Below are 13,591 nucleotides of genomic sequence, written 5' to 3'. Positions count from 1 at the left end.
CACCCCTAACTATTTTTTGTTTAGTAGTAGTCCCATGTAATTTAATATAGAGTATACTTTTGAATAATCCATTCTTGTTGGACCTATCAAGCTTATTTTACCTACTACATTTTTATCTATATTGTAAGTTGCAGTTATAATACTACAATCTTGAGCTACCTCACATTCATTATCGCTTCCGATAATTATATTTAGGTTTTCTTTTTGTATTCCTTTAGATTTAAGCATACTCGATATATTTTCTTTCTCTTCCAGCATATTTAGAAATGTTTTAGCTCTAACAACATCACTAAATTCTGGAAAATTGAATATATTAGTTGCCCCGCTTAAAGATATCGCTGTGTTGCTTTCTTCAAAATCGAAGTTTAGTGCATCAATAAGCTTATCAATAAATAAAGAGTTTTCTGTTATTTCATATTTTATATAGTTTAGAAAATCTTCATCAATTTCAGTTATATTTTTTCCTGAAAGCTTCTTAGTAAGATTATCAGAAATTAAATTAAGTTTAGATTGATCAATCTGTATATTGGTTGATATAATAGTATTTTTTATTTCACCTTTTTCTGTAACTATTATTAAAACCATACTTTTTTCATCTAATCCAACCAATTGAACATGTTTTATAACTTGAATATTTGATGTATTTTTAGTAACAGCTATAGTTGTGTAATTAGTTAGCCTAGATATCAACTTAGATGTTTCATGTATCAAATCTTTCATATAATTCATGTTTTGGTTTATTGACTCTTCTATTAAATGCTTTTCAATATCATTTAATTCACATGTACTCATTAAAGAATCAACATATAACTTATATCCTTTTTCTGAAGGAATTCTCCCTGAGGAGGTATGAGGTTGAATCAAATATCCTAATTCTTCTAGGTCAGCCATTTCATTTCTTATAGTAGCTGCACTAACTCCTAGCTCATACTTTTTAGAAAGAGTTCTAGACCCTACAGCTTCTGCAGTTTCTATATAATCTTTAACAATAGCTTTAAGGATATTTAGTTTTCTTTCATTTAATTCCATATAATCCAAAGCCTCCTCTTTTGTTAGCACTCATTTAGTTGGAGTGCTAAAAGATTATATATATTTTATATCACTTTAAATTTGCTTTGTCAACACTTTTTGATTAATTTAAAAATTCTATGAACACACTATTAGAAATTTCTCTTCCTTTTTGAGTAAGAGAAATGTTTTTTCCGTCAAATCTAACAAGCTCTCTTTTTATAAGCTTATCCATGACTTCTTGATATATATCATAAAAATCTGTATCAAATCTTTCTTTAAATACATCTATATTTATGCCTTCATTCATTCTAAGTCCCATAAATATAAATTCCTCTATCTTATCTTTTTTCGTTAATTCTATTTCTTCACTAACAGGCCTTATATTTTGCATAATACACTTATTGTATTCACATATGTCTTCTATATTTGAATATCTACTATCCCCTATAAATCCTGACGCTCCTGGACCTAACCCTAAATAGTTGTCACACTTCCAATATATAATATTATGTTTACACTCTAAATCTTCTTTTGAATAATTAGATATTTCATACTGGTTATATCCATGTCTTTTTAAAGTATCGATTGTATAGTTATACATATTTATATCTGTATCTTCATCTAGTAATTCAAATTCTTTATTTTGATACATATCATATAACTTCGTTCCCTCTTCTAATATAAGTGAATACGCAGATATGTGTGACGGATTTAACTTTATAATTTTATCCAATGTATCTTTCCATTCTTGAGTTTTTTGGTTTGGAAGCGCATACATTAAATCTATATTTATATTTTTAAATCCTATATCTAATGCATCGTAATAGTTTTTCTCAAATTCTTCATATGTATGTATTCTTCCTATAGATTTTAAATGATAATTTTGAGTAGTTTGAAGCCCTATACTCAATCTATTTATACCCATTTTTTTCATAGCTTCAAGCTTTTCTCTATTTATTGTTCCTGGATTACATTCAATAGTTATTTCTGCGTCTTTTTTTATATTAAAATTCTCATTTATATTATTAACAAGTTCTTTCAGTTCATCTACAGTTAAAATGCTTGGAGTTCCTCCTCCAAAGAATACTGTATCAAAACACTTGTCCTTAAATTCACCTTTATAAAATTTCATTTCTCTTTCTATATTTATTAGATATTCTTTCTTTTGATTACTATTAATTTTATACGAGTTAAAATCACAGTAATAACATTTTTGCGCGCAAAACGGCACATGTATATATAGTCCTAACATAATTACTCCTTAATATTTAAATATAATTATATATATTATACCTCAAAACATAACTATTCTAATCTTATTCATCTAAAATTCACATAAAACATTCCTTTATTGAATTTCTATATAAACCAAGTAATAATTTTCTTAAATACAAAAAAGAGATAGTAAAATTACTATCTCTTTTTTATCTATTTTTAAATAATTAATTAATTATTTTTTTGTTTTTTTGACATTACTGAGTAAACTGGTAACCCTATAGCCGTAACTATTAATCCACCAGCAGCTACTAAAGTATTATTCATTAATTGGTTAACTATAACGAATAATCCACCAGCTATTGCTATTAATGGTATTATTGGGTATAAAGGCACTCTGTATGGTCTTTCTAAGTTTGGTTGATCTTTTCTTAACTTCATTACTCCTATGAAAGTTAATACATAGAATACCCATATTATGAATATTGTTAAATCTGTTAATAAGTTGAATTGTCCTGATAATGCATATAAACAAGCAAGTATTGCCATTAAGAATATTGCATTTGCTGGAACTCCACCTTTATTTAACTTACATAATGCTTTACTTCCTGGTAATGTACCTTCACAAGCTAATGCGTAAGATACTCTAGGTCCAGTTAATAAGTATCCATTTAATCCACCGAATACAGATATTAATATACCAACTGTTACTATTTTACCACCCATTGGTCCAAATATTCTTTCTGCAACTAATGATGCTGGAGCACTTACTGTTGCCATTTCACTAGCTGGTACAACCCATAAGTAAGCTAAGTTTATAACTACATAAACAGCCATAACTATTGATAAACCACCAACTATAGCTTTTGGTAAGTCTTTACCTGGGTTTTTCATTTCTCCTGCTATAGATCCAACATTTATCCATCCATCATATGCGAATAATGCTGCTATTAAAACTTGACCTAAAACAGCTCCCATAGATAAGTTTTCACCTATGAATGGAGTTGTTATTGAGTTATCTCCTGATCCATTTATAAATCCGAATACTATTATAACAGCTAATGGTATTAATTTACATATAGTTGCTACAGTTTGTATTGTTCCACCTAATTTAGATCCTACTGTGTTTAAAACTGCTAAAAATAATATAATTCCTAATGCTATTGGTAATACAACTGCCATATTAGTCTCACTTTGACCTATTAAAGTAGCTGCTTGTTGAGCAAATATTACACCTAATGCTGCCGCTGTCGCCGGGAAGAATAATACCGCTTGCATCCACCCTGTTAAAAATCCTAATCTGTCTCCATATATCTCTTTGATATATATCATCATACCACCAGTTTTTGGTATTGCTGCAGATACCTCTGCTGCTGTAAGTCCAGCTGCTATTGTTATAACACCAGCTATAACCCATGCTAACATACCTAATCCTGGTGCTCCACCTGTTGCTGAATATATAGCTTGAGGTTTAAAGAATACCCCTCCACCTATAACCATACCAACAACTGTAGAAAGCGCTGCCGAAAAACCTAAAGTTTTTTGAAGTCCCTTGTTGCTCATCGTTTTCCTCCTTATATTTTTGCTTTATTAAAATGTCCAATATGAATATTACTACATTTTTTTATAAATAACAATACATTTCGACACTTTTATTTTTTTTTTTACGGTAGTTTAAATAAATTTATTTATTTTATAATTTAGGATAACCATTACCTCATTATTTTATTAAATTTTGGTTAGTTTTTATACTAAATTTTCTACATTTTTTGATTATTTCTACAAAAAAAATGAAGGGAAAATTCCCTTCATTTTATAATAATTAGCTATCTAATTTTAATACAGACATGAACGCTTTTTGTGGAACTTCTACAGATCCAATTTGTCTCATACGTTTCTTACCTTCTTTTTGTTTTTCAAGAAGTTTCTTTTTACGTGATATATCTCCACCGTAACACTTAGCAAGAACGTCTTTTCTAAGTGCACTTATAGTTTCTCTAGCCATTACCTTATTACCAACTGCAGCTTGTATAGGTACTGGGAATTGATGTCTAGGTATTTCACCTTTTAATTTTTCACACATTGACTTCCCTCTTGAGTAAGCTTTACTTTCATGAACTATAAAGCTAAGTGCGTCAACTTGTTCTTTGTTTATTAATATATCTAATTTTACAAGCTTAGAAGGAACATAATCCTTTAACTCGTAATCTAATGATCCATATCCTCTTGTTCTAGACTTTAGAGCATCGAAGAAATCATAAACAACTTCATTAAGTGGAAGATCATAGTGAAGCATTACTCTTTTTTCATCTATGTATTCCATATTTATCATATCTCCACGTCTCTCTTGGCAAAGTTCCATAACTGTACCTACATAGTCTTTAGGAACTATTATGTCACCTTTTACCATCGGCTCTTCTATCATTTGTATCTCATCACGTTCTGGTAAGTTAGCTGGATTTTGTACCATAACTAATTCCCCATCAGTTTTTGTTACTTTATATATAACAGATGGTGCTGTAGTTATTATGTCTAAATCGAATTCTCTTTCTAATCTCTCCTGGATTATCTCCATATGTAATAGTCCTAAGAATCCACATCTAAATCCAAATCCTAATGCTGCTGAACTTTCAGCTTCAAATTCAAGAGCTGCATCATTAACTTGTAGCTTCTCTAAAGCATCTCTTACGTTTTCGTACTTTTCTCCTTCACCTGGGTATATACCACAATAAACCATTGGAGTAGCCTTTTTATATCCTGGCATTGAATTTTCAGTTGGGTTGTTAGCATCAGTTATTGTATCTCCGACACAACAACTTCTTATATCTTTTATACTAGCTGCAATGTATCCAACATCTCCAGCACTTAACTCATCTAACTCTCTTTGTCCTGGAGCCATAACACCAACTTCAGTTACTTCAAACTTTTTATTAGTGTTCATCATTTTTATAGTCATACCTTTTTTAACTGTTCCCTCATATACTCTAACGTATGCTACAACCCCTTTATATGCATCATAATATGAGTCAAATATTAATGCTTTTAAAGGAGCTTCTTTATCACCTTGTGGTGCTGGAACATTTTTAACTATAGCTTCTAGTACATCTTCTATGTTTAATCCACTTTTAGCTGATATAAGTGGAGCTTCACTTGCATCAAGCCCTATTATATCTTCTATTTCTGTTTTTATTTCATCTGGTCTTGCACTTGGTAAATCTATTTTATTTATAACTGGTAATATTTCTAAATCTTGATCTATTGCTAGATAAACATTTGCTAATGTCTGAGCTTCAACACCTTGAGCTGCATCTACTACAAGTAATGCCCCTTCACAAGCTGCTAAACTTCTTGAAACCTCATAGTTGAAGTCTACATGTCCTGGAGTATCTATTAAGTTTAAGTAATACTCTTGTCCGTCCTTAGCCTTATAAACTAATCTAATATTTTGAAGCTTTATAGTGATTCCTCTTTCTCTTTCAAGATCCATGTTATCTAATAACTGATCTTTCATCTCTCTTTCACTAACAAGTCCTGTATGTTGAATTAATCTATCTGCTAAGGTAGACTTTCCATGGTCTATATGCGCTATTATACTAAAATTTCTCGTTCTACTTTGTTTGCTGTCCACCTTTTATTCCTCCTTTTTATTATTATCATAACTTTTATTTTATAATATATCCGCAATTATGTAAATATTGATACAACAATTTAAACAAAGGTTCTTAAAATAATATTAGGGCTATCGTATCGATAACCCTAATTTATCTTAAATTATTAAGTTTGCTTATTTTTTCTTCTACATCTTTTACAGTTTTCATAAATGAACCATTTAAGTTTTCTATAAAAACTTCTATGTTGTACTTATCTATCTTTCCTATCATAAGTGTAGCCTCTTTATCCACTAAAAATATGCATACACTTATTACACAAACCATAGTTAATATAAACATTCCTCTATATATAGGCCTTCTAGATAGCTTTTTAATCTTTTCCTCTTTTTTACGTTCTATTCGGCTCATAGTTTTATCCTACATACCTTTTTCTTTTAAAAATTCATCTATTACTTCTGCAATATATTTAACTGATGCTTGTGCTTCTTCTATAGTGTTTGCATTTCCTCCTACTTCTAGTAACAATGGCTTATCTGACTTATATTGATTGAATTTTGCTTTTGGCTTTTTAACTACTGGTCTTGTTATTCCTGGGTATTTACTTTCAGCAAATGCTGTAATTTCTTTTGCTAATTGTAAATTGTTAGAATAGTTCTCACTCTTTTCACCTACAACAAATAAAAATTTAGCAACATTTTCTCCATTTATTTTAGTTGTACATGCATCATGGAAATCTTTCTTAGCTTTTTCACTTGCTATATCTCTACCATCTCTATGTAAATCTATTATTACATCAATGCTTTTATATTTTGCCTTCATTGTTTCTATAGTTTTTAAACTTCTACTATATGCACCTGTAAACTCCGGCATATCATGGTAAGTAGTATTGTGAACTACAGATCTTCCTCTTTTATCTAATTCTTGAGTTAAAAGTGCTCCAATTTCAAGGGTAGCATTTTCTTTATCATAAGAGTGATAATTTCCAGTTGGAGAATTTACATAAGTTTCTCCTCCATGAGTATGATATATAAGAATTTGAGGTTGATCTTTTGTCGCTAATACATTATCTACATATTTGCTACTTGTAGATGCCGTCTCTGTAGTTTTTTCTTTTTTGGATGAATCCTCAACTTTAGGAACATTTTCTTCTCCTACATACATCTTTACAAATTCATCTTCTTTATTTGTAGATTTTTTTTCTGATTTATTTTCCGCTTTACTTGCTTCCTTTTCATTTTCAGATTTAGGTGTATCTACCTTAGTCTCTGGATAACTTGTATTTATAAGAAATTTTAAAAACTCATCTTCATTTAGTGCATACGATGTTTTAAAACATAACCCACATATAACACAGGTTAAAATGCTCAAACTAGCAACTTTTCTTCTCATATTATATCCTCCTTAATTTACAATTCTCCCAGGATGAAGCGATCTATTTAAGCCTTCGCTTATTATTACTGCTAGATTTTCAATCGTATCATCTATATCTTTTGGTGTAACTATTAAATTCTTATCATATGGTTCTAATGATTCTCTTATAAAATGATATTTTTCTTCTTCTTTTAACTGTTTTAGCATGTTGTAAAAATCTTTGCTTTCTTTGGATTGTTCCATAAGATTATCAATTGCAAGGTCAAGTACATCACTAGTTAATGTTGCAGCATCAACTACTGTTGGAACTCCTATCGCTATTACATCTACCCCTAAATAGTCTTTATTTAATGCTTTTCGTTTATTACCAACCCCTCCTCCAGGTGAAATTCCAGCTGTTGAAATTTGTATCGTAGAGTTTACTCTCTCCATTTTTCTTGAAGCTAAGGCATCTATTGCTATAACTCTATCAGGCTTTATCATATCAACTATTGATTTTACAATCTCGCTTGTCTCTATACCTGTAATTCCCATTACCCCAGGACTAAGACCTGCAACTTCTGTAAAATCATCATCATATTCTTTGTTGTAGTTTTTAAATATATGTCTAGTTACTAGAGTTTTAGAAACAGCTTTCGGTCCTAATGCATCTGATGTTATATTCCAGTTACCAAGCCCTATAACTAATGTCTTTTTAGTTTTATCAGTTCCAAGTATATCTATTAGTTCATCTTTTAAATATTCAGTTACCTGCTCTCTAGATTCATCATCATCATATTTCATTAACTTACTTTCTATAGTCGTGTAAATCCCTATCCCCTTGTTCATAATTTGAGAGCCTTGTTCATCTAATACTTCAACTTTAGTTACAATACAATCATCTAATTCTTTTGTATCTATTTTAACTCCAGGTATATTACTTCCATCATTACCTTGTTCATATATTTCTCTAGCTTCTAGAGCTAAATCAGTTCTTAAACTTATCATAAAACTTCCTCCATTTTAAAAGTTTAAATTTAATCATACTAAACATTGTTAACAAATTTTATAATTTTATAACCAAATAAATTTAATTTAATTTTTTTTAGAATAATTAATTTGTAGGTTGTAAAATATTTTGATTTGGGTTATAATCTAAAAAGTCAAATGGAAAGATATTAAAAAAGTTAATAATAATTATCCTTGATTTTTAGATTTATTTCTGTTAAAATCTAATATGTTGACGATGAATAATATAAACTACTCACGAGGGGGTGAACCAGATGGCAAACATAAAATCAGCAAAGAAAAGAATAAAAGTTATCGAGAAGAAAACTGCTTTAAACAGAGCTAGAAAATCTCAAATAAAAACTGCAATAAGAAAGTTCGAAGAAGCTGTTACTGCAGGAAACAGAGAAGAGGCTGCTGCTAGATTCCAATACGCTCAAAAGAGAATATCTCAAGTAGCTTCTAAAGGAACTATACACAAGAACGCTGCAGCTAGAAAAGTAGCTAAGTTAGCTCAAAAGTTAAACGGAATGAACGCTTAATTCCCGTTTAAAATAGATATTGACCCTTGATTTTAATCAAGGGTCTTTTTCTGTTTATTTAAAACTACATATAAAAAATTTGCTTCTCTCATGTCGCCAACGACTCCGTCCGTTGCTCAAGATGTCATTTTTTACTTTCACCAAAACATTGGTATCACTATGTTACATAAGTTACCAACAAAATTTAATTAAGTATAATTTCCTTAAGCATAAAAAATAAGGAATTATTCAAATTCTAGATTAATAGTAAACTAGTTAAGTATTATTTAAGAATTTACCCTATACTTTAATTATCTTCAAAGTTTCATATGGATAAATTTTTAAACAATACTAAAACTAACTACATATTAAATCTTTTGAACAATTCCTTATTGACAATACTTGCTTACAAGTATCTCTACCGCTAAATTATCTTTCATTAGTCCATTCTTTATTTTAAAATCACTTTCTAATATAAAATTTAACATATCAACTACAGCTTCATCAGCAAATAGTCTCCCCTGTTTTAAAGCCTTAGTAACTACAAATGGATGTGCTGATAGTTTTTCAGCTATAACTTTAGATGAATACCCTTGGTTTTGTAATTGCCTTGCCTGCATTACTAATTTAAATTGCTTTGAAACCATAGCAAATATACCAAGAACAGATTCCCCTTCTAAAATCATATCCGTTACTATTTTCATTGCATGTGATGAATTTTTATTTCCAATCTCATCAATTAGTTTAAATATATCATTTTCAACTTTCTTTTGAGATAATTTATCAATAATAGCTTTTGTTACATTATTTCCTTTGCCTACAAATGAAGCTATTTTATTTATTTCGTTTTGTAAATCAGATAATGTCTTTTCACTGTTTTTATCTCTATATCCTTCTTGCTCTATAAAATACATGATTTCAGAATCATTTATATATACTTCATTTTGCTTGAATCTATTCTTTACCCATTTGAATAAATCCATATCACTTAACTTATCGCAATGATTAACTATTCCAACTTTGTTGATTTTTTTAACTAAACTTTTTCTTTTATCTACATCTCCATAAACTAAGAAAACTATAACCGTTGTGCTAGGTACTTTTTCAATATATTCTATAAGCTCACTTTCATCACTATCTGAAAAGTTTTTTTTCTTTCCCTTTAGTAATTCAAAATCTTTTATTATTAAAATTTTCCTCTCATCCATAAATGGAAGTGTTTCTGCATTGCTTAAAATTTGATCTAATGTCAGTTCTTTTCCATCAAGGATATCTAGGTTAAAATCTATCATACTTTCATTCAAACTTTTTTTACAAGTTTTGATTACATTTTCTATTAAATAAAACTCTCTTCCATAAAAAAGATATACATTTTTAAATTCGTTGTTGTTCATGCTCTTGATGATATCCTTGTAATTCATTTCTTTGCTCCTTTATCGTTTTTATTTCTTTATATATCATAAAAATTCCTACTAAAATGTAATATACAATAACTAAAATTTCATTAGAATTTTCAAATTCAATAAAGCTTCCATTTATATTATATAAAAATTCTAATGTCATATATATAAAATCAATTATACTTGTGTTAATCCCAACCATTATTTTAGTTAAAATTAAACTAAACGGCAATACTATAGCACTTAAAATGCTAATGTATATAATTATACTTAAAAGTGGTACAACTACTATATTACTAACTATACATACAATAGATATATTTTTAAAATATAAATATACTATTGGAGATGTTAATATATTAGCCGCTAAAGTAAGAGATACGGTCTTAACTTTTATTTTTCCATTTATATAACCATAGAAGTATATTATAGACAATGTTGCAAGAAAAGACAATTGGAAACTTATATTATAAATCACATAAGGATTATTTATTATTAAGGAAATACCTACAATAGACAGGTTATTTATACTATCTGACCTTTTTTCTACAAAAATTGCCAAATAAGATATCAAGCTGCAAACTATAGCTCTTATTATGGACGGAGATTGTCCAACCATAATACTGTAGCTCCACAGTATAAAAGCTAAAAAAGCAAATTTAAGCAAATTGTTTATTTTCCCAAAGCTAAATCCAATTATAGTTATAAGTATGCTTACATGAAGTCCTGATAAAGCTAAAATATGACTTACTCCAGTTTTAGAAAAAATTTCATTTACTTCTGAATCTATCCCTTCTTTTTCACCTAAAATTATTGAATTTATAAATTTAGATTTGTCTTTATATAAATACTTTATTGTTTTACTTATTTTATCTTTTATTTTAAACAATTTGATATAAATAAAATTATCTCCAATAATTTTATAATCATTTATTTCTACAATCCCTTTATACCCTTTGCTTTTTAGATACCTACTATAATCAAATTTTTCATCCTTAAAGTTTTCATGTTTTTTTAACGCCCCTTTAAAGCTTATAATTTGACCTGGCTTTATATCTATTTTATTAGAATAATCATTTATTAAATAATCTTCAATCTGGTATTGGACATAATTATTTTTATTTACTTTATTTTTAACTAGCCCTTCCATTTCTATAGTACAATTTTTATCATTTTTATAATCTTCATTTGTATAAAAACTTGTAACAATAAAGCTTATACTTATCATTATACAAAACGTTATAAATATTGGCCTTCTCATAAAAAATCTCCTAGACATACTTTTCTAAATTATGTACATATAAGATTTTTTAAATCAAAAAAGGAAAAAGTAAACACTTTTTCCTTATACATATTCATTTATATAATTTTCTTTTTTATCAAATATAGAATTTAGTAAGTCTATTGCTTTTTTATTTTTATCTGTTACCTCAATATTTTCTACAAATAAAATTTGATTTATATCAGTATACTCAAAAGCCATTTGACTGAAATTATTTATACTCAATTTAAAGTCAGCTTCACTATTGCTTTTTTTAGCTACTATTCTATTATTTAAAATCTTAACTTCAAAAACATTATCATTTTCTTTTATTTGATTATCATCAATTTTTATATATACACTATCTAAATCCTTATGTTCTATATAAATTTCATTTAAAAAGTCCTCAACATTTATAACTCTTCCCATCATAAACGGTTTTAAACTTATCTCATTATCCTTTAAGTTTGATAATATAAATCTTATACTATCTGTAATAGGAGACATTACTTTTATATTTTTGCATTGAGTATTGTGGTTGAAAATAAACTTTAACATAGACTTCAAAGAATTTATATTCTTATAACACATCTCTCTTACAAACATAGTATCTCCCATAAGAAAATATATTATATATCCATCATAGTCATTATCTTTATGTATGTAAATATGACCATTTTCACATTTTATTTCTTTAAATAAATTTTCATAATAAAATTTATCTCTAACAACATATCCATTACATTTAGATACAAACTCGTTATAAATATCAATCATATAATCTATATGACTTTCATTTATTTTTTCAAAATCTCCATTTATTTTAAATTGTTTTAAACCATCTATGTCAAGTTTATATTCTAATTGATCATAACAATGCTCATATCCATACTTTTTATATAATCTATAGTCTATAGGCATAAGTAGCGAAACTACTTGTCCTTTTTTATAAAGTTCATTTAATGAAAAGTCCATCATATCCTTCATGTATCCTTTGCCTCTTGCATTTGGAAACGTAGAAACGCCTACTACATATGACGTATCGTAAACTTTTTCATTTAACTTTATTTTATATTGATTTAATTGAAGAGAAGATTTAAGTTCGTTGTCTTCTTTAACAATTACAGTATTTTCCGGCTTATACTTATTGTTAAAATAGTAGTCAACAAATGATTCTTCATCTCCAAAGCAATAATTCCAAATATCTTTTAAGTCCTCTAAATCTTCACCCTTAGCATATCTTATATCCATTTTATGCCTCCATAACCGTATACTTTTCTACAAATTTGCATGGATGATATGAAAGCTTAGCTTTTCTAAGCCCTTCAATCCCTAGGTCTTCTTCTCTATTTACAAACTCTACATTTTCAAATTCATGTACTAAAAATTGTTGATTTATATATTGGTATAACCCTCTGATTTCTGGATTAGCTTTTTCAATATGAATAAGTGCCATATCCTCATTTATATATTCACCTATAGTAAATGCTTCTAACTTATTATCTATATATACTCCAGCTACTTTAACTTCTTCTTCTAATACATCGTAATTATCAAATATTTTTTTAATTCCTATAAATTCATCGTCTATTCCATCATCTACATCGCCTTGTTCAGCTTTGTTACTAGCCCAAGCTCTTAAAAGTTCTATACAATCCCCAAACTCTTTTTTTCCTAATTTCTTATATTCAAATCTTCCTTCATATTCTTTTAAGAAATAATTTAGATGATTTCTTTTCTTTTGATTCTTTCTTCCCTTTAATGTTCTTAGAGCCTCAGCATCATATACATAGTCAAAGTAATCTCTCTCTTCTATATATTTAAACTTCCCTGGATAATCTTTTTGAAGTAATTCAACAACTTCTTTTGTAACAGCTCTTAAATAAATTTGATGATCTTCATGTTTAAAGTAATCAACCATAAACTCTAAAGCTTCATGTATTTTATCTTTTTTTGCTAATGGAAGTACTGAAAATCTATCTCCTTCATATTCTCCAACAATTAATGCAAAATCATCATTTACATAATAACTAGTTTTATAAACATGTCTCCACATATATAAAGTAGTAAAACAATATTCACATGCTTCGTAATCAACATGATGGAAAAAAGGTTTTAATTCCTCATATGCATTTATATCAATTTCTTTAAAAATCATAAATAACTCTCCTTTTGATGCTTATATATTAATTTATATACCCAACTTTACCGCTT

Annotated in this window: 12 protein-coding genes; 1 reads left to right on the top strand and 11 read right to left on the bottom strand. The window is 28.1% G+C overall.

What is annotated here, in order from left to right; all coding sequences use genetic code 11:
• Positions 1–9: 9 nt before the first annotated feature.
• The 7 genes from hrcA to gpr all read right to left on the bottom strand — a co-directional run bounded on the left by hrcA (position 10) and on the right by gpr (position 8,195).
• Positions 10–1,029, bottom strand: a complete 1,020-nt coding sequence (hrcA, locus tag KXZ80_RS03420) for a heat-inducible transcriptional repressor HrcA (RefSeq protein ID WP_021429927.1) — start codon at positions 1,027–1,029, stop codon at positions 10–12.
• Positions 1,030–1,132: 103 nt separating this feature from the next.
• A complete protein-coding gene (gene hemW, locus KXZ80_RS03415) occupies positions 1,133–2,263 on the bottom strand; it encodes a radical SAM family heme chaperone HemW (protein ID WP_021432088.1) in 1,131 nt (376 codons plus the stop codon).
• 194 nt (positions 2,264–2,457) lie between these two features.
• Positions 2,458–3,789 carry an APC family permease gene (locus KXZ80_RS03410; protein ID WP_021432087.1) on the bottom strand — a complete coding sequence of 444 codons (1,332 nt, stop codon included), beginning with the start codon at positions 3,787–3,789 and terminating at the stop codon, positions 2,458–2,460.
• 259 nt (positions 3,790–4,048) lie between these two features.
• Entirely contained in the window at positions 4,049–5,854 is a 1,806-nt protein-coding gene (gene lepA / locus KXZ80_RS03405) for a translation elongation factor 4 (protein ID WP_021432086.1), read from the bottom strand.
• Positions 5,855–5,987: 133 nt separating this feature from the next.
• Positions 5,988–6,245 (bottom strand): hypothetical protein, encoded by a 258-nt coding sequence (locus KXZ80_RS03400; RefSeq protein WP_021429890.1) that lies wholly within the window; start codon positions 6,243–6,245, stop codon positions 5,988–5,990.
• Positions 6,246–6,254: 9 nt separating this feature from the next.
• On the bottom strand, positions 6,255–7,226 hold the full coding sequence (gene spoIIP, locus KXZ80_RS03395) for a stage II sporulation protein P (RefSeq protein WP_021432085.1): 972 nt from the start codon (positions 7,224–7,226) through the stop codon (positions 6,255–6,257).
• Between the two features lie 12 nt (positions 7,227–7,238).
• Positions 7,239–8,195 carry a GPR endopeptidase gene (gene gpr / locus KXZ80_RS03390; protein WP_021429798.1) on the bottom strand — a complete coding sequence of 319 codons (957 nt, stop codon included), beginning with the start codon at positions 8,193–8,195 and terminating at the stop codon, positions 7,239–7,241.
• A gap of 275 nt (positions 8,196–8,470) precedes the next feature.
• Between gpr and rpsT the strand changes: the two genes are divergently transcribed.
• Positions 8,471–8,737: a 30S ribosomal protein S20 gene (gene rpsT / locus KXZ80_RS03385; RefSeq protein ID WP_021432084.1), complete on the top strand. Its 267-nt coding sequence runs from the start codon at positions 8,471–8,473 to the stop codon at positions 8,735–8,737.
• A 368-nt stretch (positions 8,738–9,105) separates the two neighbouring features.
• On the opposite strand, the gene holA is transcribed toward rpsT, so the two are convergent.
• The 4 genes from holA to KXZ80_RS03365 all read right to left on the bottom strand — a co-directional run bounded on the left by holA (position 9,106) and on the right by KXZ80_RS03365 (position 13,535).
• Positions 9,106–10,137 carry a DNA polymerase III subunit delta gene (gene holA / locus KXZ80_RS03380; RefSeq protein WP_038285025.1) on the bottom strand — a complete coding sequence of 344 codons (1,032 nt, stop codon included), beginning with the start codon at positions 10,135–10,137 and terminating at the stop codon, positions 9,106–9,108.
• On the bottom strand, positions 10,091–11,377 hold the full coding sequence (locus KXZ80_RS03375) for a ComEC/Rec2 family competence protein (protein ID WP_021432082.1): 1,287 nt from the start codon (positions 11,375–11,377) through the stop codon (positions 10,091–10,093). Before KXZ80_RS03375 ends, holA begins: the two co-directional genes overlap by 47 nt.
• An 84-nt stretch (positions 11,378–11,461) precedes the next feature.
• Entirely contained in the window at positions 11,462–12,628 is a 1,167-nt protein-coding gene (locus tag KXZ80_RS03370) for a GNAT family N-acetyltransferase (protein ID WP_021432081.1), read from the bottom strand.
• A 1-nt stretch (position 12,629) separates the two neighbouring features.
• Positions 12,630–13,535: a DUF2156 domain-containing protein gene (locus tag KXZ80_RS03365; protein WP_021432080.1), complete on the bottom strand. Its 906-nt coding sequence runs from the start codon at positions 13,533–13,535 to the stop codon at positions 12,630–12,632.
• Positions 13,536–13,591: the final 56 nt, after the last annotated feature.

The sequence above is a fragment of the Paraclostridium bifermentans genome (assembly GCF_019916025.1).
Classification (GTDB): domain Bacteria; phylum Bacillota; class Clostridia; order Peptostreptococcales; family Peptostreptococcaceae; genus Paraclostridium; species Paraclostridium bifermentans.
This window is presented reverse-complemented; position numbering and strand designations above follow the sequence as displayed.